The sequence below is a fragment of the Galliscardovia ingluviei genome (assembly GCF_014635685.1).
Taxonomy (GTDB): domain Bacteria; phylum Actinomycetota; class Actinomycetes; order Actinomycetales; family Bifidobacteriaceae; genus Galliscardovia; species Galliscardovia ingluviei.
On record NZ_BMDH01000002.1, the window covers coordinates 265068 to 291328 of the forward strand.

Genomic DNA, 26261 nt, shown 5'->3' on the forward strand with positions numbered 1-26261 from the left:
CTATGGTAACGGTTTGCTCAGACCGCGACAGGCGCTGTAATAGTTGGATGATATTGATAGTTTACAATTTCAAAATCTTCATAGGTATATTCGCTAATTGAAGGTGCCTTATGAAGCTGTAACTGTGGGTATGGGTATGGTGTTCTACCGAGTTGTTCTAATACTTGTTCCATATGATTGCTATATACATGGCAATCACCGCCAGTCCACACAAACTCACCTGGTTCAAGACCCGCTTGCTGTGCCATCATCATGGTAAGCAGAGCGTACGAAGCAATATTAAATGGCACACCTAAGAACATATCACAAGAGCGCTGATACAGTTGGCAGCTGAGCTTACCGTCTGCCACATAGAATTGGAATAGCGTATGGCATGGCGGTAATGCCATCTGCTCTACTTCCGCAGGATTCCACGCAGAAACAATCATGCGACGCGAATCAGGGTGATGACGCAATAAGTCAAGCACATTGGCAATTTGATCAATAGTGCGATTGGGATCATCTGGCGTGGGTGCGGGCCAGCTTCGCCACTGCACACCATACACTGGTCCTAAATCGCCATGTTCATCTGCCCATTCATCCCAAATATGTACATTGTGCTCTTGCAACCAACGCACATTTGATGAACCTTTCAAAAACCATAGCAGCTCGTAGGCGATGCCCTTAAAAAAGACACGCTTTGTGGTCAGTAATGGGAAACTTTGTGAAATATCAAAACGAATTTGTTGTCCAAACAGCGACACGGTACCCGTGCCAGTGCGGTCTGTTTTGAGCGTGCCCTCCATAACAATTTTGCGCACTAAATCCTCATATGGCATTGGAATATCAGTTTTCGGACGTTCAGGCATGCGCTCACGAATTGCTTGTAATTGTTCTTGGGTCAAACTCATGCGCACTAGTGTATCAAGAAGCGCGTGTTTTCTCAGCTTTCTTCTCTTAGCGAGCGTCATGCTGCTCGGCTATCAGCCTGCAGTATGGCATTTGCAGTCTATATCGCATAGAAATAGCTGCATAGTATTGGTAATACGCACCATATGTAATACGCAGCATGCACAAATGTCTCAGGTGCGCTAGAGTTACAGTATTACCGTATTACTTATTGGTATCCGCTGATTACCAACTAGCATAAGGAGCACAATATGGCGAAAAAACTCTGGGTAGAGCGTAACAAGGATGGCTCGTGGGACGCGCGCAGCGAAGATGGTGCTCATCTCAAATTTGGTAAAGGTAAAGGGCTCTTTAGCCCGGGTGAACTCAGCATGATTGCTCTTGCAGCATGTGCTGCCTTAACAAGCCAGTTTGCTGTGGAATCTGCTACTGGTGAGGGCAATGGTGCAAAAGTGACTATTGAAGGTCGCTATGACCCGAATACTGACTCATATTTAGATTTCTCTGAGCAGATTATTGTCGATGCTCTTGAGGCAGGACTTTCTCCTGAAGATGTTGCTAAGCTCAAAGAACGTATCCGCCGACATATTGACAAGGCGTGCACAGTCAAGCACACGTATGAGCAAGGTGCTCCTTGTCGTATGGATATTACAGTACGCAGTTAAGTGGCGTTACTGTAGCAATGTAGCGTACACCACTATGAGGGTGCCACACTACTCAGCGCATAAACACCTTGAATATATAAACCCCGCCCTATCCGGCTATGTAAATTCGTGTGAATCTACACCTGAAAGAGCGGGGTTTAATTTATGCAACATCGTATAAAAGTAGCTTATACGTGATTTACTGTACTACTGCGTGTTACTCTACGGCATTAGCGAGCTTTGAATTCAGGATCAATTGCCGCATCAATATCTTGAGCAACTTGACGCTCAGCTGTTGGCACAGAAACTTCATGCACGCCGGTAATATCACCCAAATTCTTTGGCTTCACATCAGCAGGAGAAGCAGGAACCGTATCCATGCGGCTTTCTGCAGCCTCCACATACTTGCGTGGCACCACATATACTGGGCTTACCGCATGCTGCAGCAGCCCTTGGCTAGTAGATCCTAAAATAAGACCAGTAAAGCCACCGCGACCGCGAGAACCGACAACCACAACATCACTATTGTGGCTAGCGTCAGTTAAAGCGGTAACTGCAGAACCTGGAACCACAGACTTGGCAATCTTCAAATCTGGGTAACGCTCCTGAATTGGGGCAATACGCACATTCAAATCTTCCAAATAGGATTCCATAATAGATTCTGCCTCAGTGCCGCCAGCACCGCCGCTAGAAGCAAACATACCCATGCCGCCAAAGCTAGGAACCGCAGAAAGCACAGTAAGTTTTGCATCCCACTGATGGGCAAATTCAGCAGCAATATCAAGCGCCTTTAACCCCCACTTAGATTCATCAGAGCCAACAACCACGCTAGTAATGGTGTTGCTCAAATGCATTAAGTGTCCCTCATCATCAGTGTATGGAACAACCACAATTGGGCAGTACGCATACGCTGGCAGGCTGGAACTTGTTGTGCCCAGCAGACGCTCAGCAAGACCACCTTTACCGCGGTTGCCAATAACAATCAAATTATAATTACGCGAAAGTTCAACGAATACTGAACTTGGATCTCCAGTCACAATCAACGTAGTTGCTTGCACACCCTGTTCGTCGGCAATTGCCTTTGCCTTAGAAAGGATTTCTTGCGCGTCAGTATGCGCTACATTGTCATCACCCATTGCAGTATAGGTGGCATCAAAAGAGACAGCAGCGTAACTCGGCAGTGAGTACGCGCATACAATTTGTAAGGTCAGTCCTGCATGCTTAGCGTAGTTTGCAGCCCACCATGTTGCTTTGTAGCTTGCATCTGAGCCATCAACGCCAACTAGAATTGCTTTCTCATTCACAGTCATGACGACCTCCTTGAATGTTGCGAAAACATACTGTGTACCAGCATGTATTGGTATCACACAGTAACCATAGCGCTACAAAACCATATGTCAATACGGAATGTAGTTCTAATAGCTACCTGCTCTATTAGCATACTCGACATAAACCGAAACATGCGTTAACGCCACGAGATTTCATAGAATTCACAGATTTATTGTGATCGGCATAGGAAATACTGGGCTTATAGAACGGTTTGCAACACGGCTTATAGAACGGCATGAAAAAGCCACACACTAGTAGATTAAGTGTGTGGCTTGAAACTTAAACTAGCAGTACAACTACTGAATTAAGCGATAGTACTCAAAACTAGCCCAAGATGTTGATTCAATCAGTGTGCCACTACTTGGGGTTGCAGCATGAATCATTTTGCCGCCGCCAATGTAAATACCAACATGTCCCGGCATCCACATGAGATCTCCAGGCTGCGGATTAGAAACACGCACACCATGAGATTGCCCATAGGCACGTTGTGCAGCATCGGTTCGTCCAATTTCAAGTCCGAACTGACGGAATACATACGAAGTGAATCCAGAGCAATCCCAGCCAGCTGGCGTGGTACCACCAAATACATATGGCGCACCCAGATACTGCATAGCTGTGGAAACGACTGCACTACCACTTGCACTTGCTGGAAGTTCTACAGCGGCACTAGCAGCTTGACGTGCTGCAGATCGACTTGCGGCTTGGGCTGCCTGTTGTGCAGCTTGAGCTGCCTGCGCAGCTTCGAGCGCACGCTGTGCCTGTGCCTCAGCATCTTTTTCAGCCTGAGACTTAGTTTGTGGCACACTTAAGGATTCAATACCACCATAATTGGCATCAACTTTCACCGATACTGCCTCATCAAGAAGCTTAGCGTCGCGTGACTGAACACCCTTAAAAGAACGCGAAGCACTCACAACAGGAGCATCTTGAACCGCTGTCGCCGCAGGCACAATCCCTGCTGTAAGCGTCAGTGCTGCAAGCATAGTTACTACAATTGTTTTTGGCTTTTTGATCTTCATCACCAACAACTATAAAACATGCCTCTAACAAAAGCAATACGTCTTGTTATATGGTCTTCCCTTATTGTATGACCAACTCGTATTGCAATCACTGTCGCAAATCACTCTTGCACGTGTTTGTGCAGTAACACAGCACGCAGTACTTTAGAAATGAATGTACTGATAATTACCTACGTCTGTATAGGTCTTTGAATAAGTTTTACCATTCATTACAGCACCACACTCAGAGGTGATAACTTTGCCATCTTCAATAGCCTCAACAATGGCAACATGTCCATAGAGCGGATCCGTACCGTCTTGCCCCGGCGCAAACACCATAATATCGCCAACCTGAGGAGTATTATCAACCCAGTACCCCAAAGCACGAGCCGAAGTAGCCCACTGACCGCCATTGCCAAGATAAGAGCCAACTGGAAGTCCGAGCTGATGTCTGCGAGTATAAGCCCACCATGTGCACTGTGAAAACTCATATGCTAAACCAGAGTCACCAGTAGCATGATTAGGATTAAAACCATCAGGAAGCTTCAAACCTTGCTCTTTTGCCTGATCAATACGAGCAGCCACTACAGGATTAGACACTGTAGATTTGGACATTTGACCAGAATCCAGACTGCTTTCATCAGCAGAAAGTGACCAATTTCCTTGTGATGACTGAGTTGTGGTTTCACTCAGTGCCGTGCGCTCAGAAGAACGCGATGCTGATGAAGTAGTAGACGAAGACTGCATTCCAGAACCAGGATATGCTGCGATAATACCAGTATCTTCTGCAGAAGAACGAGCAAAAGGACTTGCTGCGCTTGTTGTAGCGAAAATAGAGCCAGTTGTTGCTGCCAATAATGTAAAAGCACCAGCAGCCATAAACTGCTTTTTACGATTTTGCTGACGTGCAGCTTCACGAATCTGACGACGTGTAACAGGTGCAGCAGCATTTAATTCTTCAATAACTTGAGGAACAAGATCAGCATTCCATGCCTCTTGTGCACGATGTGTAGCACGAGCAACTGTAGCTGTGATGGCGGGCATTACTGATGGCGCAGCAGCATGTGCTTTATGCTGCTTCACGCGCTTAGCAGAATGGGCGCCTCGAGTCATGAGTTCTCCTTAAATCTCGTCAAACCTCCTTAAGTTTAGACCAACCCTTTGAACTGTGCAAGAACCATTGAAAAATGTGGAAAAGTGAGATGTGTAAATAAGGCAGCCAAGCCACAATCCGCCAACATTTGAACAGTTATGCATGAATCGAACAAATAAGGCACACTGCTACGCCAACATTTGAACAGTTGCCCATGAATACGAACCACACCACGTATGCTTAAACCATGAATGAGTTGCAGATTCCACAAGAACTATTACCATCCGATGGACGCTTCGGCAGCGGTCCAAGCAAAATTCGCACTGCACAGATAGATGCTCTCGCCAGCGCTGGTACCACCCTACTCGGTACCAGCCATCGACAGAAGCCAGTGCGTGACCTCGTAGCGTCTATTCAATCTGGAATTCGTGAACTGTTCAATCTTCCCGAGGACTACGAAGTAGTACTCGGTAACGGTGGTGCTAGCGCATTTTGGGATATCATATGCGCCAGCCTGATTATCCAACGAGCAGCAGTAGGAAGCTATGGTTCATTCAGCGGCAAGCTCGCGGCTAGTATCGCTGCGGCACCCTTCCTTGATAATCCCGTAGTATACGAGGCGCCATACGGTAGCATGGCACTACCTCAATCCACACCTGGCGCCGATGTATACGCTTGGGCACACAACGAAACTTCCACGGGTGTGATGGCTCCCGTAGTGCGCGCGCAAGTACAGGCAGATCACATTGCTCAAGCTCCAAATCCTCAAGACCAGCACATCTATAATCCACTCACGATTATTGACGCCACCAGTGCTGCGGGAGGACTGCCAGTCGATATCACGCAGGCGGATGTGTATTACTTCTCTCCACAAAAAGCGTTTGGTTCAGAGGGCGGGCTTTGGGTAGCCATATGCTCTCCACAAGCTATTGAGCGTGCGCACTATGTGGAAAAGCTGGCAGCTCAGCCGGAATCTGGACGCTGGGTGCCGCCATTTTTGTCCTTAACCAAGGCAATTACTAATAGTCGCAAAAACCAAACCTTAAATACTCCATCGATTAGCACGCTGCTACTCATGCATGAGCAGATTCAATGGATACTCGCACAAGGCGGTCTCACTTGGGCAACTGAGCGATGCGCTCACAATGCGCAGCTGCTCTACACATGGGCTGAACAACACCAATATCTCACACCATTCGTTGAGCACAATGCATGGCGCTCAAACGTGGTAGTTACCATTGATGTTGACCCATCGCTTGACGCAGACGATATTATTGCTTGCTTGCGTAAGTATGGCATTGTTGATATTGCCGGATACCGTGCTCTAGGGCGCAATCAGCTACGTATTGCTGTATTCCCATCAGTGGAACCTGAGGATGTGCAACGCCTTATCCAATGCGTTAATGTGGTAATTGACTATCTCATCCAGCACTAAACCCTCATACGAAGCGCAACTACACACAAATATCGCAGAGTGAGAGCCTGCATAAAGCTACACACTACTTGTAGGCTCCCGCTCATACATTCACACGCTCATACACTCACGCACTCTGCGCAAAGTACGCCAACCAATTTGATTATTGGCGTGAGTGTCTTGTATGGTAATGGCATGAGGTTGGCGCCAATTCTAGATCCGAGTAAACGAAAGCCAGGCCCAAAGCCTGCCCAAGTTGATTTGCATCGCGTATTTTTTATTGGCACTTTCATCTGGTGCATAGCCGCACTAACCTGCCTTATACTACTCTTTATCAGCGGCGAAGCGTGGGCTGCACCATTAATTATTTGCACTGCAGGCATGATTATTGGCGTACTTATGCTGATTTGGGAGCATTTCAATCGCTGGTATTATCGCAGGCTGGGCAATGGAGTAACTGCAAAACGGACTTCTAAGAAAGAACCCGACCAACGAGTAACCGCTGCATACACACATACTGCTCAAGAAATCGCAAAAGCCTCAGACCGTAACCGCCCTGCAAAATAGCACTGATAGCAATTATTTGCTCACACCAGCTCAAACAAACATATATTAACGCTACGGTAGTTTCAATAACCGACAGTGAATAACCTACAGTACCTTATGGCAAAGCAGGCACGGTCAGCGTAAAAGTACTACCCGACCCCGGCCTACTCCACGCCAAAGCACTACCGCCATGAGTAAGCGCCACATGCTTAACAATAGCCAGCCCTAAACCAACACCGCCGGAAGCACCACCATGCTCAATATCATCACGCCCTGGCCAATGAGGCTGATTGCTCCCACGATAAAAACGCTTAAATACATGTGGCAAATCCTGTGTAGCAATACCCACACCACGATCAATAACACGCACTCTTGCGACACGACCATTGCCTGACGCTGACTGCACGGCATCAACCGTATCAATAACCACATCAACACTCGAACCCGAAGGCGAATAGATAATCCCATTAGCCAGTAAACATGCCACAGCAGCACGTACTTGGTGCGCATCTATCTCAACATGGATCGTCTGACTATACCGCACACGCACTTCAACCCGCGCATACTGTACCATCTGACCCATATCATCTACCGCACCACGCACCACATCATTAATATCCACGACTTCGCCATGAGTGTCATCAATAGGCGTCTGAGCCTGAATCAACAGCAGTAAATCATCTAAAATATGCGCGGTTACCGAAGCATAATCGTGCACTTTGCCCGCACTCGCCATCACCTGATCAATCTCAGCATCATCTTGACTTAAATCATCACCGAGACTTTTCAACGCTCGCATTGGCTCAAGCAACCGCTGCGAAACATTCGTCACAAAATCCTCCTGCACCCGAGCAAAGCGCCGCGCCGCACTAGTATCTCGTATGAGCACAGCAACAAGTCCTGAACCTAATGAACCAACAGTAACATCAAGCCAATTACGCCTCGACACCTCAATACGCAACGCTGTCTCATCAGAAAGCGACGCCGACACACCATGCTCTGACGCCCCATGCTCATCCTCATCATCGAGGCGTTGCTCATAGCGTTTTGGCGTCTGTGTCACCACCTGTAGCACCGTACTACCGCCAGTATGCCGAACCTGAGCTACTGCCTGCGCAATACGCTCATCAATAATCACATCATCATCTACAACACCAAACTGGTAGGCCTTCGGATTCGCGCGCAATACCCTACCCGAGTCATCAGTAAGCACAGCCACCATAGGCAACATCGCCAACAGCCGAGTGGCCTGAGCATTCAAATCATCCTCGTCTGACTCGCTATCTTCACGTTCATCAACCCAAGGAAGTTTTGCCAGCAAACCATGCCACCACATTCGCATATCTTCACGCCACTGTTCAACCTGAGATATGAACGATGCCGGAATCGCGCTCGCAAACATATGCACCAACCCAAGCAGTACAGCACCAAGCGCAATCACCGCCATAACTGCAAAAACGAGCAAAATAATTATGGTTATCGGTGTTATATGTTCACTGCCCATACCATTATTGTGTCACACATACCGTATTAGACAACAAGCATGCAAAGTGAACTTTAGGCAAACTTTATACAAATAATGCTGTTCTCTTAGCGTCTGCGCCAACTCCTCCCGTACAATAGAAGCGGAAGTCAACACCGCACTCGAGTAGAGGATAGTGAAGCATATGCGCGTTATCTTTAATGAAGAACTTAATCAAGTCGCTGACGATTTAGATCATATGGCTCATCGCGTACACACTGCCATCGAAGGCGCCGGGCAGGCATTACTTCACCAAGATATTGATGCTGCACAACAAGTAATCGACGGTGATTTAGAAATTGATGCCCTTGAAACCAGCATTATCAATCAATGCGTACAGCTACTTGCCAAGCAGGGTCCGGTAGCAACAGATTTGCGTGTGGTAGTTTCTACACTGCGTCTTGCTTCTACCTTTGAGCGTATGGGAGATTTAGCACGTCATGTGGCTGAAATTGCACGCCGCACCTACCCTCAGCCTGCGCTGCCAGCTGAAATTACCAACATATTTGTGCGCATGCAAGCCTTTGTCAGCAATGTCTCTGAGCAGCTTATTACTATGCTTTCCAGCAAAGACGAGGCACTTATCGAACGCATTATCACAGGAGACGATCAATTAGATGATATTCATCGCCAGATTTTCACCATTATCAATAGTGATGCATGGACTGGCAGTAAACAGCAAACCATTGACACAGTATTGCTCGGTCGTTTCTATGAGCGATTCGGCGACCACGCCGTATCTGCTGCTCGCCGCGTAGGCTATATTGTCTCCGGCTTTGATCCGACAAAAGAGCCACAAAATATGCACAGCGCTCATGAGGACACAGTTTTAGGCTAATCATTACCTTACTCTGCTTAGCACAACATAGCGTCTATACATCACTTAAATCTACATGCGCTCTAAATGTCATAAAAGAGTCCAGCTTCATCATGAAAACTGGACTCTTTATATATACGTACGCTATCTGTTATAGCACGCGCATTACATCGACATTACTTACTTCTGTCCCTGAGCAGCAACAGCGGCAGCACCAGCAGCAGCAGCTTCTGGATCGAGATACTCACCGCGTGGCTTGATTGGCTTGAAGTTTTCATCAAGTTCATACAACAGTGGGATTGCTGTTGGAATATTGACCTTAGCAATCTCTTCTTCGCTCAAATTATCAAGCATCTTCACAATTGCGCGCAAGGAATTACCATGAGCTGCGATCAGTACTGTCTTACCAGCCTTAAGCTCAGGAATAATTGCAGACTCCCAGTAAGGGGTTACACGCTCAACAACATTAGCGAGCGCCTCAGTTTCTGGAACTGGCTCACCTGCATAGCGTGGATCGTTGTTCTGAGCGTACTCATCATTTGGATCAATGGCTGGAGGTGGGGTTGCATAAGAACGACGCCAGATCATGAACTTTTCATCACCATACTCTTGGCGAATTTCGGTCTTATTCTTGCCCTGAAGAGCGCCATAATGACGTTCGTTCAGGTGCCAGCTACGCTCTACTGGAATCCAGAGGCGATCTGCCTCATCAAGAGCGATATTTGCAGTGTTAATAGCACGGCGCAGCAATGAAGTAAATACGATGTCAGGAAGGACATTCTTTTCCTTCAAAAGCTGTCCGCCACGCTTAGCTTCTTCAACACCCTGCTCGGTTAATGGGACATCAACCCAGCCGGTGAACTGGTTTGTTTTATTCCATGCGCTCTGGCCATGCCTGAGCAATACTAATTTGTATGTCATAGTTGACCAGTCTACGCGCTCAACACGACTGAGTTGTGAACTAGAACACACTCAGTCTTCTTACAGACGCTACAGTAGTATAAGCATACTGAACTGATACTTCCAGAGCTTTGCAATTATGCAGCTTGGCAATACACATACCTGTACGGTGAAAGTGACTTATGACCCATAACGCATCTTCCTTATCGCACACAACGCCAACCAGCACTCAAGCAGACACTACCTCTGACACGGCAGCTGGCATGGCAACGCGCGCTGCAATGCCAATGCCAACAGGTGCGCAAAGACTGGGTTCTATTGCGCGATGGACATTAGTTACTCTTGCCGCGGCGTGGATTGGGTTATGCACAGCAGTAGGTCCCATATACCGCGCGGATGGTTCTATTACACAGTGGTCTTGGGTACAAACCGTGATATTTGTAGGAATGACTGCGCTAGTACTAGGGCTTGTTATTGGCATTACTCGCAGTATACGCACTACCCGTACTACGAGCACTATCGGCACTACCCGTACTACGAGCACTGCTAGCGCTATAAACACAGTCCAGCAGCCAAGCACTATCGGCACTGCACTACAAGATCCCGCTAACACATCAAGTACTGCACATAAGCATGGGCAACGCGGGCTTAAATGCTGGCAACGACTTCGCCAATACTGCCACGCATTGCCATGGCTTCAGCGTTTCCTTCGCTTTGCCACACGAGTAACCGGTAATCCTCGAATACTATGGTGCGTAATCCTGCTTGGCTGGCTGTGGGCATGGATTTGTTTTGCTGTAGTACTGGGTGCCGATGTTTTTTCACAAATTAACGAATTTACTGCATTCTGGCATCACGCTCATGGGCAACCGCTACCTTACAGTAAGTCGAGTTTGAGTTATCAGGCAGATAACCAAGGAATATTGCAATTTGCCACCATCATGGATATCTACCCTACTGCGCATTATCTTTGGCCCGACCAGCCAACCTTTCTTACCAATCACCACAATATTGTGCTGACCCTGTTTTACGGAGCCATAGCATATGCTTCACAGCACTACACTGGCAGTGTTGCACTTGGTTTGATACTGCTTGCCGCAGCGCAATATGTGCTCTGCGCTTGGATTGTTGCTAGAACAGTAGTGCGTTTTGTAGAGCCAAGCTGGTTTATTACACCGCGCCTACCTCATCAGCTACGCCCCCAGCCTCTTGCCCAAACATTAAGCAGCACAACTGCCAGCACAATAGCCAGCACATCGCCTTCTATAACGACCAGCGCACTGCCTTGCGCAACACCAGCAGCTCGAGCTTTAGTACTGATTGCCATACTCAACCCAGCTTTTGCAGTAAGCAGTTTGGGATTAACTAAGTCTCCTCTCTTTGCAGCAGCCCTTATTTGGTGGTTTGGTTGCTGCTATCAATTCACCTGCACTCACCGCGCATACACCATGCACTCGCTACAGCTTAAGGCTCGCGCGCTTGGCTGGCGTTTTCTCATTGAATGGGGATTAGCAACGAGTCTTATGCTTATCAGCGCTAAATATGCTGCCCCGCTTATTGCTATTGCAAGTATTACTATGTTCCTTGCTTTTGCGCATAGCCGTAGTATTCCCCTGTACACTATGCTGCTGCCACTGATTGTTTTTCAGTGCGCCCTTGGCGGAGCTATTCATGCAGGTCTGATTATCGATGGGGATCCTATTGAAGGTAAGTCCATGCAATTGCAGCAAATTAGTCGCACCGCGCAGCGCAATCGTGCAGCATTTACGCCTGAGCTTATGCGCAAACTGGATCCTATTATTGACATCAATCAGGCTGCGCTTGCCTACTATCCTCAAGACGCTGACCGAGTAAAATCTTCCGGAGGCGAGATTCATAAGCGCGTAGTATACCGCTGGGCAACTGTTAGCAAAGAAGATATGGCGCAGTTTAATACTGCCTGGCTGGAGCTTGGTAAGCGAGCACCTATTGAGTATATTGATGCTTTTCTAGCTAACTCCTATGGATATTTTGATATTGCAGATGTGCCGTATGTATCTGCATTCTACTATGCCGATAATGCTCAATTTGCTCGTGTACCTGTACTCCAAGACTGGCTCGGCGGTATTCGTCATCCTATAGCAGCATTCTTACAAGGCTGGTCGCGTATTCCAGTACTTGGCTGGCCATTACACGGTAATTTTTGGACTGTGCTTGCCCTTATTGCAGGGTCGTGCATGGTGATACTGCGCAGATGGAAGCTTCTTTCTTGGCAAATAGTAGTGGTATTGCTGATGGGTGTGATGATTTTGGCACCGGCTAATAATTTTGATCGTCATATGCTGCCATTGTTCATTATTGCGCCGTTGATGTTGGTAGCATTATCGTCCTCACGCACCTTGTCACCTATTGCGCGCGCAGCACACAAGCAAAAGCATGCAAGAACACAGTAGGTATTGCATGCACACACAATACACTGTTTGCACACGCAATATTTCACGCAATATTTAAGGAGTGCTATGACTACAACAACTATTTTAAGTCCAGCTCTCCGCAAACTGTCGCTGAGCGCCAGACTGACATTGCGTGCTGAATTTGCTTGGTATCGTGATTTGCAAGAGGATGATCGAGCACTGGTACACGCCATGATCGATAGTGCTCTTGCTCAGTTTTCATCATGGTTTACGCAATACAACGAGCATCCGGATCAGCATCCTCAAGTGCAGGTTGGCACTATTTTCACACTCGGTTCTGTGCAATTAACTGAACATATTTCCTTACAACAAACACTTGATCTTACGCGCTTTTTTGTTGATTTCTTAGAGCTACATCTCGATGGCTTTACCCTGCCAAGCCAGCAGCAGTATGCGCGTGAAGCTATGGCAATATTTGCTAAAGAAATTGCTTTTGCTGCGGCACAAGTTTATGCCAACGCTGCACAAACTAAACACATCCACCAAACTGATAATTGGCAGGAAATACACACACGCGCTCTACAAACTCTTATCAAGCAGTCGCTTGATCTTCATGCGCTCCAGTCTCAAGCAGTGCAACATGCGTTAGCGCAACTATATTGGGATACTACTATGCCAAGTACTGCTATTATTGCAGCCCTTGACGCGCACGTCACGCTGAATACTATAAAAGCTACGATTGAACAAGATGGCGGTCGGTGCATATTGGCATTACTTGATGCACTTGATACTTCATCGTTGCCTGATTATTTGCAAATGGCGCAATTAGCCGATTCTCATGATCAGCAAGCACAGCATTTCATAGGAGTGGTAAGTGGTCCTGCTGAACAGCTTGCTGATATGGTGAATCATGCACTGGCATACTGCACTACTCATACAGTCTGTGTTGGTTCTACAGGCGTAGATACTATCGCTCTGGTGCGTTCGCTGCATGAAGTCTGCAGTACAGCTCGTACATTGCCTGCGTTGATGGAACCAGGGTATATTGTCTACGCTCATATGATGCTCCCAGAACGTGCTTTGCTTGGCGACGATCTTGCCAAGCAGCAGCTTATTCATACCGTGTTTGAAGTTTTGGTTGAGCAAGGCAGCGATGATCCGATGGCCAATACTGTTACCACATTTTTGCGTGCGGGTTCGTCACTTGAAGCAACTGCGCAACTCTTGCATGTTCATCCCAATACTGTGCGCTATCGGCTTAAGCGTTCGGCGGAATTAACTGGTTGGGATCCGCTTATCCCCCGCGATGCTTATGTACTGACTACTGCGCTGTCATTAGGATTGATGCAGTATAGTGCAAAATAATGCGCGATTGACGAAGATATAACAAAAATAAGCAGCACAAAAAGCAGAATAATGCGCGATTGACGAAGGGTTAGCGAAGAACTCGCACAGGCAGAATCGTATTATTTTCGCTATACGAAACACCGTATGTATTTGTCAAGAATACACATTATGCTACGTACTGCGTAGCGCTACGAAATGCGTAGCGAATCGGGAGAATACGAGGTACCCATGCATAATGTGTTAGCAGTACTGCGCCGCGATATTGTGCGCATTGCTCGTGTCCCCTCAGCACTTATTGTTGCAGTTGGCATCATCATCATTCCAGCACTATATGCATGGTTTAACACAGTAGGATTCTGGAATCCATACGGCAATACGCAAGGCATTAAAGTTGCGATTGTTAATGAAGATTCTGGAGCATTCAGCAATTCACTCGGCAAACTCAACCTCGGCCGACAAATCGTCGATGAGCTTAATAACAACGATCAACTCGGATGGTATAACACCTCACATGCCAATGCACTTGATGCAGTGCGCAAAGGTAACACTTCCGCGGCTATTATTATCCCCCAGGATTTCAGCGCAACACTTGTGCATTTAATTGAAACCGGTGAAGGCGAGCGCCCCACGCTACAATACATAGTAAATCAAAAAGCCAATGCTATCGCCGCGAAAATCACTGATACCGGTGCTGATACTGTTGATCGTCAAATTAACGACACGTTCGTTTCCACAGCTGGCGATGTTGTTGCCAAAACTATTAACACGGCAGCAGATAGTGTAGATACCACTACTACTCAAACCAAAAACAACGTCACTACTAAGCTCAACGAAGCAGCGCAAAGTATTGCACAGTTGCGTGATACTATTACGCGAACTGAACACCAGCTTGAACAAGTCCCCACGCAAACAGCAAACGCCCGAACTGCATTAGGCAGAGCGCGTCTTGCTAATACCAGCGGCTCGGATGCGTTAGCGCGTGTTTCACAAAGCCTGACCACCACGCAGCAGGCAGTGAACAATTTCGCAACCTCCTCTTCTTCTGTACTTGACACAAGTTCTGCTATGCTTTCGCAAGCCTCACGCAATACCAATGAGGCAATCAGTTCACTGAATAGCGCGTTAACCGGCGCCAACCAGACCCTCGGTAATACCCTTACTCAAGCACAGCAATTACAAGCACAAACACAGCAAATTCTTGAGCAATTGCAAACATTGCCACTGCCTGTTACCAGCACCGTTGTCAAAGACCTGGCACAGGCGAATGCAAAACTTGGCACTGCTATAGGACATATTTCATCAACCAATACTGACGCTGGCAAAACTATTACTTCCACAACTCACACCATCAATGCGCTTGATTCGAACACACAGCAAACCCTCTCCGCATTTGGTACAGCCCGTAATACTCTTAATACCAGCGCATTGCAGCAATTAAACACCGGCTTTACCACACTTGCTGCTGCTAGCGGTAACCTCGCAGGATCAGTTCAAGCGCGCAATAGCGTCATTAACCAAGCCAATAGTGTGCTAGACCAACTTGATGATGCAGCGGCGAGTGCGACGAAAGCGCTGCAAGCAACCGATAACACACTTGCTGACCTAAATAACCAGTTAAGCACCTTAATTACTGATATCAGCGCCGTATCTACAGCTCGTGCAGTAAGTGACATTGTCGGTAACGGCGGTAGGCTCGATACCGCCAAAATTGCGGATTTTATGAAATCGCCAACAGTGCTTGACACACATACGCTCTTCCCAGTTACTACCTATGGCTCTGGTATGGCACCGCTGTTTATCAATCTTTCCCTGTGGGTTGGCGCTTTCGCACTAGCAGTGATTTTTAAGCTCGAAGTTGATGAGGAAGATCTAGACGGTGTGCTACATGGGCACTTATCCTCCTCACAAAGCTACTGGGCACGCTACCTGCTCCTCGCACCGCTTGCCCTTGCGCAAGGTATACTTACTGCTGTAGGAGAACTCATTATTGGCGTGCAAACTGTCAATGCTCCTGCACTTGTTGCCACAGCAGGCTTTACTTCACTAGTGTATTTGGCCATTATCTACTCGCTGAGTATCAGCTTTATGCACGTAGGCAAGGGCTTATGCGTGGCATTGATTATGCTGCAAATTCCAGGTTCTGCTGGAATCTACCCTATTGAAATGATGCCAAGATTCTTTAGAGTAATGTTCCCCTTCTTCCCATTTACTCACGCAGTAAATGCCTTTAGAGAAACTATTGGCGGATTCTATGACGGTCACTGGTTCAAAGAAATGGCAATTTTAGCACTCTTTGCCATTGTCTTTATCGTGTTTGGACTGCTAGTACGCCCACATTTGGTGAATCTTAATCGACTGTTTGCCAAGGAGCTTGAGCACAGTGAAATGGTGAATATGGAACCAGTAATGCTGCGCGGTCATGAAGTGCGATTACAGCAACTTATTCGCGCACTGTCGAACCATGACGAATTCCGCACAGTAATTGAACGTCGCGCAGAGCGTTTCGCACTGCTGTATCCGAAGCTCAAGCAGGCAGCACTTATTACTGGCATTGTAGTGCCACTTATTCTTGCACTCACCTTGTCCTTTACTCCGGGAGCCAAGGTAGTCGTGCTGGTCAGCTGGCTGGTGTGGTTCATTATTATTATCGGCGCACTGATGGCGTTAGAAATGACGAAGGATTCTATTGAGCGTCAAGTTGCTGTAGGCAATCTTTCTGATGAAGCTGTGCTGGCTATGATGTCGCCGCATATGAACAATTATTTAGGCAATCTGATTCATGAACACGGTGCGCATACAAGCGCTGCTCAGCAATCACATGCTCAGCAATCACATGCTGAACAATCACATGCTGAGGCGCAAACCGAGATACCAGCTGAATTACAAACTGAGCTACAAACTGATACTGCCATCACGCAGCAAATTCAAGAGGTCGGCCAAGTCAAGCCTGAGCACATGGATACCAAGGAGGAAGACTAATGCGCACCATCCTACGCTTATTCGCAGGTGACGTTCGCCGCCTCGCTGGATCCATTGCTACCATTGTTATTGTTATAGGACTTGTTGCTGTACCAGGGCTTTTTACTTGGTTTAACGTGGCAGCAAGCTGGGATCCATTTTCCAACACATCACGGCTTAAATTTGCAGTTGCCAATACTGACGCTTGCTATGAAGGCGACCTCTTGCCTATGCGCATGTGTATTGGTGATCAAGTGGTGAACGAGTTGCGCGCTAATTCGCAGCTCGATTGGACCTTTACCAGCGAAGAGGATGCCATTGATGGCACGAAATCAGGCGCATATTATGCTGCGGTCGTTATTCCTAAAGATTTCAGCAAAAATATGATGACCTTCTTTGATACTGATATGCATCATGCTCAGCTGGACTACTATACCAATGAAAAGCTGAATGCTATGGCACCAAAAGTCACTGGTCAAGGTGCTGATACTGTGGCAGCGCAAATCAATACAATGTTTTCTTCCACAATCACATCGACTGCTCTGCGACTGGCAAGTTCACTCACCAAGACTTTGGACTCTCCACAGGCAAATCAGCTGATTAGTAGGCTTACTGAGAATATGGATACCTTTGCCAGTACGCTTGATCATGCTTCGCAGATGTTGCAGGCGTACCAAGAGCTCACTAATGCTGCAGGAAGTATTATTACCAGCGCTCAACAAGTAACTAAATCAGCAAATGAGCAGGCACAAGATACTAAAAAGCAAGTAGATAGCGCTAAGCAAGGTGTTTCCAGTGCTGCTAGCGCGCTCGATATTACCACTGACGCGCTGAGCCAAGCAGTATCAACAAGCGTACAGAGTACGGATGCTATTGTGTCAAATCTTGATGCCACATTTGATCATGCGCAAGACACCGGCGCTGATATTGCTACGATTTTGCGCGATCAGGCAGCAACTGTCCAACAACAGTATGATGCGTATGCCAAGATTCGCGATACGCTGGTACAGCTCATTGGCGAGAACCATGTTATTGTTAAGCAACTTGACACAGTACTAGCACAGTTGAAGCAGTTGCATGATACGTTAGCAGGCGATGCTCAGCATATTACGAGCACTGCTGATGATGTTAATGCTAAGCGTGCTGATATTCGCAAACTCGCCAATGATGCCAAGACGTCTATTTCAGGGCTTTCTGGCACATTTTCCAACGATTTGCAGCCTCAATTTGACGCTATTTCTGCAGATTTAGCCTCACTCAATACGGTGTTTACTCAAGGCTCCTCCGCAATGCATAATGTAATGGGCACGCTTGAGGACACTGCTGATGGAGCACAAACCAGTTTGCACACGCTACAAACACAATTGAAAACCATGCAAGACAAGGTGGATAGTGGCGCTCAAGAGCTGCGTAATTTAGCAAACCGCATTAACGAGGCGTTGCAAGCGGACGATATGAGCACTGTGCGCAAACTGCTCGACAAAAACCCAGATGTGCTTGCTGATAAACTTGCAGCTCCCGTCACTCTGCGTCGCACAGTGGAATTTCCAGTTAGCTCGTTTGGTGCGGCATTAACGCCGTTCTACACCTATATTCCGCTTTGGGTGGGTTCTTTACTGGCGATGGTTACGTTGAAGCCTTCTGTTTCTCGTACTATTCGTAGAGCGTTGGAAGAGGCAGCTATGCGTGATGCAATGCGCCGTAAAGCTCGAAAAGAAGCGAAAAAACGCAAGGCTACTGCGCCTGGCAAGACTGCAGTGGCTGATAAAGCTGCTGAGACTGCAATAGTAGAAACTATGGTTGTTCCGCAGTCAGAACAACGTATTCAGCAACAATCTGCACAGCGATCTGCTAAGCAGCAGCCTGTACCACAATCCAAGAACCGAGCTAAACCACGTAAATATGTGCATGGCTGGCAACTCTTTATCGGCCGTTGGTTGACAGTCGCTACTCTTGCTCTTCTACAGGCTACCTTCTCCTGTGGTGGTAGCCTACTTTTCATGCGCATAGAAACCGTGCATCCTTGGGCTTTTATGCTCACTGGCTGGGTAAGCGCACTGGTGTATTCCTTTATGATTTACACCTTTGTATACTGCTTCGGCAATATTGGTAAGGCTATCGGCGTTATTTTCCTCGTGGTGCAGATTTCTGCAACTGGCGGCGCGTATCCGCTCGATATTCTACCTGCCTTTATGAGCACTCTTACGCAATACTTGCCAGTTACCCATTCAGTACAAATGGCGCGTGCTGCTATTGCAGGGTTCTATGCCAATGACTTCTGGATTGAAATGGGCAGGCTCTTGCTCTTTATCCCTCCGTTAGCGGCATTTGCTTTGATTTTTGGCAAGCCTCTTGCTATCTATAATCGTTGGTATTTAGCCAATATTGATAAGGCTAAGGTGATTGCATAATGAGTACCATACAGCGTTCGCGTAGACGTCAAGAAACTGATTTTAAGATTCTTCGTGCAGTACTCCATATTGCAACCACACAGGGGCTTGGGGCTGTCACTATTGAAGAGGTAGCGCGTTCGAGCGGTGTTGCAAAAACAACGATTTATCGCCGCTATACAAATACTGACGATATGTTGGATTCAGTAAGCCGTCTTGAAGCCTTTAATCTCCCTAGCTTGAACACATTGCCTACTCCGTCAAAGCAGAGCATGATGGAAGTATTTACACGTATGGAGCAGGCTTTTGTGTATGGCATTGGTGTGCGCACTGTGGGTATGGTTATCTCCAGCAGGAATGATTTTTTCCGCAATGTTTTGCACCATGGTGTATTGCCGGTATTGCAGCGTATTAGCGAATATTTTCGTTTAGGCATTAGGCAAGGTGTATTCAGACCCGATCTTGATATCGAAATGCTTACCACAATGATTATTGGTTCTCTGGTAGCTCATCATGCGCTTGCTGAGGGAATACTTGATTACGAATTAACAAGTAAAGAGCCTTGTGATGAGGATGCCGTGCTGCCGATGCTCACAGATCCTTTTAATCCAGAGTATGCACCGACTATTGCTCATGAAGATACTCAATCCAGTACAAAGGTTGCTCAGGAACCTATAGTGCCGCCTTCTGAACATGCTTCTTCACACGCTTTTAAGCAACCCGGCATGCAAAGTCGTACACGGAAGACTGCACAAACTTCTGCTCAGTCTTCTGCACAATCAATGGTTACCTTATCGATGCCGACTGCATGGGCTCAACGCATTACGGAGCAGCTCTGGCCTGCTATTAGCGCGTAATACTGTATCAGTTTATAGAGAGCTCTACTCCAAACATACTATTAGCGTGTAATGTTGCAATGAGGCTAACGTGTACTACTCAATCCCGCTGGTTTGGAATATCAGATGTTTCGAACAGTACGCAATAGAGGTGTCATGCTTTTAATAGTTGCTGGTTTGGAATAGTACCTATTCGTGTGCGTATGGTTTAGTTGCGTAATCCGGCTAGTTTGAAATATCAGATGTTTCAAGTCATATGGAAACTGAAAGAAATCCACAGCAAACCGTTCCCCCTGAACCAATCGCTCTTTGTCCCAACGCTTACCTATCAATTTTGCTGTACCTATATTGCACAATAAAGCTCAGAATGTATCAGGCAGACTAGTTACTGGTCGGGAGAAGCAGTTTTCTTGCTTGAAAATGTATGAACGAGACCAGCTACTGCTCGCAGATATTCCCCTGACTATTAACAATAGCCATGCACTTCTAGAATATGATTAGCGCCTAGATTATTAATAAGTGCAACACTTTAAGTACTACAAACGTTGTACTTCCAAACAATGTTAAGAATTATGTCGTTTCTCAAAATATTGAGCAATTAACACAATAATCCCAATCAACAGCGCTGGTATAGCAATTCTCAGCATAAGTGTCATATCGGCTAATGCCCAAATTACTAATGCAATAACCCCTATAAAAAGGGTAAAAACACAGGTAGCAATCATCAACTTTGCTAGATCTCTATCATGTTGTACATTACGACCCCCATGCATCCCGCACCTCCTCACCACTCATAAATATAGCATAAATACAGTTAAGGGTCTGCGACTGGAACTATATCCAACCGCAGACCCTTCAGTACACTAGCCTAGGCAAAACCTCGAACTAGAAAACGTATTACTTAAGCAAGCAACGTAGTGTCCAGAGGAACGCCAGGGTTCATTGTGGAAGTCAAAGTTGCCTTCGTAATATAACGACCCTTTACTGTTGCTGGCTTCAAACGCTTGATTTCATCAGCAACAGCCTGGAAGTTCTCTTCCAACTTTGCCTGATCGAAGCTCAACTTACCAATGAGGAAGCTCAAGTTGCCGTGCTTATCCACGCGGAACTCAATCTTACCGCCCTTGATATCGCTAACAGCCTTGGTAACATCCATAGTCACAGTACCAGTCTTTGGATTTGGCATCAAGCCACGAGGACCGAGTACACGACCAAGACGACCGACCTTACCCATCATATCTGGGGTTGCTACAACAGCATCGAAATCAAGGAAGCCACCAGCTACCTTTTCGATGAGTTCGTCATCGCCAACGATATCTGCGCCAGCTTCTTGTGCTTCAGTAGCCTTTGGACCACGTGCGAACACAAGAACCTTAGCGGTCTTACCGGTGCCGTTTGGCAAGTTTACGGTGCCACGGACGAGCTGATCAGCCTTGCGTGGATCGACATTGAGGCGGTATACAGCTTCAACAGTCTGATCGAACTTGTATGCAGGCATGCTCTTGATCAGGGCAATAGCCTCGCTGGCAGAGTACAGGTTGTCGCGATCGATCTGCTCAGCAGCTTCGCGATACTTCTTAGAACGCTTTACCATGAGTTATCCCCTCTCAGTCCGTTACCGTAATGCCCATTGAGCGTGCGGTACCTTCGATGATCTTCATGCCGGCTTCGATATCACGAGCAGACAAATCAGCCATCTTGGTTTCTGCAATTTCACGGACCTGTGCCTTGGTTACAGAACCTACCTTGTGAGTCAGTGGGTTCTCAGTACCCTTAGCAACGCCAGCAGCCTGCTTCAAGAGTGCTGCGGCTGGTGGGGTCTTCAGGATAAAGTCGAAGGAACGATCTTCGTAAACAGTAATTTCAACTGGGATAACCTGACCCATCTTGTCCTGCGTCTTGGCATTATATGCCTTGCAGAAGTCCATGATGTTTACGCCATGGGAGCCAAGTGCTGGGCCCAGTGGAGGAGCTGGATTTGCTTTACCAGCTTCAATCTGCAGCTTAATCAGTGCTGAGACTTTTTTCTTAGGAGCCATTGTATGGTTCTTCTTTCTTGTGAAGCGGTTCAAACGGTCACTACCTCATATACTGCCAAATTGTCAGTATGATTCAGAAGCAGTATCCTCCCGCAACGTATATGCTGTGCTGTGCTAGCAGACTGCATAAGTGCCACATTACATGGCACTGGACAATCCTCCAGACACAACTTATCTATTATGCATGAGTGTCATGACAAAAGCCAAGCATTCTATAAGAAATTACTACTTAACTTTCAGCGAAATTATGGCACTTTTTCAGGATACTGTCAGCTCAATGAGTACACTCTACTGAGTTGGGGGCGAGTAGAGGGTAGTAACAGGAAAAGCAATAAACAGCGGTCACTATATAGCGCAGCAAGTTCTATATAGCGCAGCAAGTTCTATATAATAAGCAAGTAAACAGCACGCATACAGGGCATATTAGGGGCACCAATAAGGTGTACTAGGGTTGGCGGAAATGAAGTACAGGCATAGGCGAGATAGCAATTCAAACAAAGCACATACTCTATCATGGGGTTGGCATGCTGGCATCGCGTGTATCTTATCCTTCGCCATGATAATGTTGGTGTCACTAACTAGTGCACACGCCGCATTCGCAGTAACCGATGACCCTGACTATCACGTCGGCGCTCGACTGTCATTAGACGCTAATAAGCAGGTCAATGAGCAGTCCGTGTCAGGCGGTTTTAAGTACTATATTCGGGTCAATTCCGAGGGACAAAAAAGCCCAACACACTACTCGATTACCGTTACTATGCCAGCGGATTCAGTAAGCGCTCCAAATATTCCAAACTTCTCTGATCAATGGGGCGGACCACACACCATTTCTACACCCATACAAAATGCCCAAGGTAATTGGACATTTACTATTACTTGGCCACAGTATGACGCAACTTCCGGTGTTGCTATTCCAGTATCAGTAAATTGGAAAGCGGATACCCCTATTAACTACAAGCTGCCTATTAGTATTCAATACGGCTCCGATCAGCAGCCTCAAAATACAGGCACACCACTGGATATCACCTATATTTATCCCACTCCCCAGCTCCAGCTCAATGGTCCAGGCACGCAGCAGGGCGCCACAACGTATGCCACTACAGCACAAGGCGTTAAATATATTACGCCTGATGATATGGCTCCGGTAATTTTTAACTTCTCTATTACCAATCAAAACAATCTGCGCACTGTCAGCAAGTATGATATTTGCGATATATTGCCGACCTATACCGGCGCCGATGGTAAGCAACATACCGCAGAGCTCTCACAAGACTCAAAATCAGCTGGATGGGCACTATCGCAAGATGGTACTACAGCTTGCTTTACCGCAAATTCTAGTAATGATCAGTATGGAGAAATTGCCCTGAACCATAGTTTAGGACGTTCTTTACCACAGTATTCTATTGGTTTGAATTTCCCATACTTACCCATGACCAGCACCACCGACGGCAACCCTTCCACCCAAATAACCAACCAGGCATACATCGATGCATATGCCAATAACCCAGCCGATACTGTTGTGCAGCGTACTAATATTGCAAGCGCTCCTCAGACGGTTGTTGTTGCCGGATTTGTGAAGTCAGCAGGCCCTTACAAAGGTGCTCCGGGAGATTTCACACAAACGGCTGCTCGTAAGAATGATCCACTCAGTTGGACTATTCGCTGGACCAATACATCAAATATTCCAGCGACGCATATTGTGTTGCATGACCGCTCTACCACAGATAGCAACGGAAAGTCGCTTACCAATGATTCGCGTTTCAAAATCTCTGGTATCGACCAGCTGTATATACGTCCACGCGGCAACTACTGGTGGCCGAATCTTACCATGCTTGCCAAAGCTGGAAAGACGGTAGTTCTTGCAACTACAGCAGATGGCACAACAGATACGTATCCAGTAACATGGTCTGCAGATGGCACAACCGCCAATGCAATCACCTTTGATACGACAAAAACATATATTGCTGTACAAGTAGTACTACCAGAGCAATTCGCCCTCAACTATGGTGAGCAGATAAACCTTGTAGTGCATACTCAATGGAAAGACCCTTCCACCATGCACTACGATACTGAGACGACTTCTCATAATACTGTTACCAATAATGCTGATATGACAGCACAATATGCGTCAACTGAGCAAACATCCACCTATACCGGCTGGACAAAAGCAGAAACACATATGTTGCCACCGGCACCAGAAAAACTGGTACTTAAGGCTTCTGCATACAATAACAATCTCACTAAAGACGGTTCTGATCCTCTGCTGATTTACGAGGTTCAGGCTTTCTTGGATCCAGATAAAGACTATAAAGATTTGCGTGTGCTTGCCCCAATCCCTCCAGGCTTTACCATGACGGGTACGCATAATCAAAATGCGTACGGCTTACCTGATACATGGAAGTACTCATTCGTGGATTCTTGGGAAAAAGTTACGAATTACAAAGGTACTGGACAGGATTTTCTGATTTTTCACATTAATCAGGAGGCCGCAAAAGAAGCATTTGCATTGTATCCGCAGGGCAAAATGTGGATAGAAGTTAATGGTAAAGCAGATTTTTCCAAGTCTTTAGCTGGAAATGGTGCAAATAAAGTAACGGCGTTTTTCACTGCCGACAATGCACCGGTACAAGATGATCCAAGTACCACAATCGAGGACAGTATTCACTTCGGCCCTAATAAGAATATTGTCTTTTCTATGGGCTCATACACGACTATGACTGCTGAGGGCGATAGTTTTATTAAAAGTCTCTACGGCAATTATGTTTCTGCACACACCTCTATGGGTACTGGCGAGACAAGTATGACCATTGCTCCGGGGCGGACTGTGTACTGGGCGCTGAGCTATAACAACTCCAGTTCAAATATTCGTAAGAATTTGTCGATGTTTGACACTGCCCCAAATGTTGACGATGTGATGCCAGTTAATGGGCAGGCGCGTGGCACACAATTCCCGGTACGCTTGGCAGGAAAAATTAGTGCTGTACTCTATAACTTCCAAACTGGCAAAACCACAGACTATGATTTATCGAAGCTCACAATTCACTATACTACCGACGCTAAAGCAACAACGCTAACGTGGGCGCAGGCTCAGGAAGATTCCAGTATTACGATTACGGACACTACTATGGTTGATACGAGTATTCCTTGGGATGATATTACTGGATTCCGTATTGATTTTGGTGATGTTCCAGCATTTTCGCGTGTGCGTTTGATTCTACCGACAAAAATACCTGAGGATATCGGTATTAAGAAGACAGACGCTAATACATCGCTCGATACAGCACTACTCAACAAAGCTAATCCAACAATCCAGTCGGTTAATGCGGCAGCCTTTTCTGTAGATGGACGCAACCCCGTACAAACCATTCCTTCTAGTGTGAAAACATCCTTTGGATCGTTCTCCTTCAAAAAAGTTGATACGCACGGCAATGCGCTTACTGTAGGTGCAGTGAAACTGAGTGCTGATCTTACTGGATGGGATGGCGATCAGCAGACTTTTGCTGGAACAAAGACTTCGGCTAGTGCTGAAACTAGTGCAGGAACAGACACTCATACTCAATATCAGCAAACCTATAACAACATCGACCATTACGACTGGGATCATATGCCAGCTGGGAAGTATGTATTACAAGAAATAACACCACATGATGGCTATCGCAATACTACATGGGAAGCGCGTATTACTGTTGGATATAAAGAAGATGAAAAAACACTTACTGCCACACCAACAGTACATATCGCCTGCGTGGATACTGCACCAAAAGGCACCAAGGGTTCAGGTGGCTGCTCGGTATCTCCGGACGGATCTACGGTGACGCTGGTTAATGACAGCACCACGCCACTAAGCTCCATGCCTATGACTGGCGCATGGGGCGTAGCAGCGCTCATTGGCGCCAATATGCTGATTGTACTTATGCTGGGTGTGGGCATTGTGCAAACAATACGCCGTAAATAAAACTGGTTCTTCGTATTTGAGAGTGGTTTAGAGGATGAGCATGGAGTGGATATTGGTGTAGACTCCCCCCGAGTGTTATTAGGATATATAGTCCCAATAAGCCACTTGAAAATGAAAAAGCCGCTGTACAAGACAGCGGCTACTGAACTTCCTTCTTAAAACTCTAAATACGATAGTCAGAACCAGATAATT

Annotated in this window: 17 protein-coding genes and 1 pseudogene; 10 read left to right on the plus strand and 8 right to left on the minus strand. The window is 46.7% G+C overall.

The window, feature by feature from the left end; translation table 11 throughout:
• Positions 1–17 precede the first annotated feature (17 nt).
• Complete coding sequence (locus tag IEU85_RS05315; RefSeq protein WP_188355200.1) at positions 18–890, minus strand: thymidylate synthase; 873 nt, start codon at positions 888–890, stop codon at positions 18–20.
• Positions 891–1139: 249 nt separating this feature from the next.
• Between IEU85_RS05315 and IEU85_RS05320 the strand changes: the two genes are divergently transcribed.
• On the plus strand, positions 1140–1553 hold the full coding sequence (locus IEU85_RS05320) for an OsmC family protein (protein WP_188355201.1): 414 nt from the start codon (positions 1140–1142) through the stop codon (positions 1551–1553).
• Positions 1554–1762: 209 nt separating this feature from the next.
• Here IEU85_RS05320 and IEU85_RS05325 read toward each other — a convergent pair whose 3' ends face one another.
• The 3 genes from IEU85_RS05325 to IEU85_RS05335 all read right to left on the minus strand — a co-directional run bounded on the left by IEU85_RS05325 (position 1763) and on the right by IEU85_RS05335 (position 4972).
• Positions 1763–2842 (minus strand): universal stress protein, encoded by a 1080-nt coding sequence (locus tag IEU85_RS05325; RefSeq protein ID WP_188355202.1) that lies wholly within the window; start codon positions 2840–2842, stop codon positions 1763–1765.
• A gap of 315 nt (positions 2843–3157) precedes the next feature.
• Complete coding sequence (locus IEU85_RS05330) at positions 3158–3880, minus strand: C40 family peptidase (RefSeq protein WP_229714775.1); 723 nt, start codon at positions 3878–3880, stop codon at positions 3158–3160.
• Positions 3881–4024: 144 nt separating this feature from the next.
• Positions 4025–4972, minus strand: a complete 948-nt coding sequence (locus IEU85_RS05335) for a CHAP domain-containing protein (RefSeq protein WP_188355203.1) — start codon at positions 4970–4972, stop codon at positions 4025–4027.
• 227 nt (positions 4973–5199) lie between these two features.
• On the opposite strand from IEU85_RS05335, the gene serC reads away from it, so the two are divergent.
• Both serC and IEU85_RS05345 read left to right on the plus strand, forming a co-directional pair.
• Positions 5200–6387, plus strand: coding sequence for a phosphoserine transaminase (gene serC / locus IEU85_RS05340; protein ID WP_188355204.1), 1188 nt, complete (start codon positions 5200–5202; stop codon positions 6385–6387).
• A gap of 174 nt (positions 6388–6561) precedes the next feature.
• Positions 6562–6813: pseudogene (locus IEU85_RS05345) on the plus strand (DUF2530 domain-containing protein); the annotation flags it as partial.
• 214 nt (positions 6814–7027) lie between these two features.
• On the opposite strand, the gene IEU85_RS05350 reads toward IEU85_RS05345, so the two are convergent.
• Entirely contained in the window at positions 7028–8416 is a 1389-nt protein-coding gene (locus tag IEU85_RS05350) for a sensor histidine kinase (RefSeq protein ID WP_188355205.1), read from the minus strand.
• A gap of 163 nt (positions 8417–8579) precedes the next feature.
• Between IEU85_RS05350 and phoU the strand changes: the two genes are divergently transcribed.
• Positions 8580–9272, plus strand: a complete 693-nt coding sequence (phoU, locus tag IEU85_RS05355; RefSeq protein WP_188355206.1) for a phosphate signaling complex protein PhoU — start codon at positions 8580–8582, stop codon at positions 9270–9272.
• 159 nt (positions 9273–9431) lie between these two features.
• Here phoU and IEU85_RS05360 read toward each other — a convergent pair whose 3' ends face one another.
• Positions 9432–10172 carry a phosphoglyceromutase gene (locus tag IEU85_RS05360; protein ID WP_188355207.1) on the minus strand — a complete coding sequence of 247 codons (741 nt, stop codon included), beginning with the start codon at positions 10170–10172 and terminating at the stop codon, positions 9432–9434.
• Between the two features lie 161 nt (positions 10173–10333).
• On the opposite strand from IEU85_RS05360, the gene IEU85_RS05365 reads away from it, so the two are divergent.
• The 5 genes from IEU85_RS05365 to IEU85_RS05385 all read left to right on the plus strand — a co-directional run bounded on the left by IEU85_RS05365 (position 10334) and on the right by IEU85_RS05385 (position 20096).
• Positions 10334–12583, plus strand: coding sequence for a DUF6020 family protein (locus IEU85_RS05365; RefSeq protein WP_188355208.1), 2250 nt, complete (start codon positions 10334–10336; stop codon positions 12581–12583).
• 66 nt (positions 12584–12649) lie between these two features.
• On the plus strand, positions 12650–13909 hold the full coding sequence (locus IEU85_RS05370) for a PucR family transcriptional regulator (RefSeq protein ID WP_188355209.1): 1260 nt from the start codon (positions 12650–12652) through the stop codon (positions 13907–13909).
• Positions 13910–14086: 177 nt separating this feature from the next.
• Positions 14087–16870: a YhgE/Pip domain-containing protein gene (locus IEU85_RS05375; RefSeq protein WP_188355210.1), complete on the plus strand. Its 2784-nt coding sequence runs from the start codon at positions 14087–14089 to the stop codon at positions 16868–16870.
• Positions 16870–19260, plus strand: coding sequence for a YhgE/Pip domain-containing protein (locus IEU85_RS05380; RefSeq protein ID WP_188355211.1), 2391 nt, complete (start codon positions 16870–16872; stop codon positions 19258–19260). The genes IEU85_RS05375 and IEU85_RS05380 overlap by 1 nt, the downstream gene beginning before the upstream one ends.
• The gene (locus IEU85_RS05385; protein ID WP_188355212.1) at positions 19260–20096 is read left to right on the plus strand and encodes a TetR/AcrR family transcriptional regulator; all 837 of its coding nucleotides are present in this window, start codon (positions 19260–19262) and stop codon (positions 20094–20096) included. The genes IEU85_RS05380 and IEU85_RS05385 overlap by 1 nt, the downstream gene beginning before the upstream one ends.
• 880 nt (positions 20097–20976) lie before the next feature.
• Here the strand turns inward: IEU85_RS05385 and rplA are convergent.
• The gene (gene rplA, locus IEU85_RS05390) at positions 20977–21669 is read right to left on the minus strand and encodes a 50S ribosomal protein L1 (RefSeq protein WP_188355213.1); all 693 of its coding nucleotides are present in this window, start codon (positions 21667–21669) and stop codon (positions 20977–20979) included.
• Between the two features lie 13 nt (positions 21670–21682).
• Complete coding sequence (rplK, locus tag IEU85_RS05395) at positions 21683–22114, minus strand: 50S ribosomal protein L11 (RefSeq protein ID WP_188355214.1); 432 nt, start codon at positions 22112–22114, stop codon at positions 21683–21685.
• Positions 22115–22682: 568 nt separating this feature from the next.
• On the opposite strand from rplK, the gene IEU85_RS05400 reads away from it, so the two are divergent.
• Positions 22683–26069, plus strand: a complete 3387-nt coding sequence (locus tag IEU85_RS05400; protein WP_188355215.1) for a hypothetical protein — start codon at positions 22683–22685, stop codon at positions 26067–26069.
• Positions 26070–26261 lie beyond the last annotated feature (192 nt).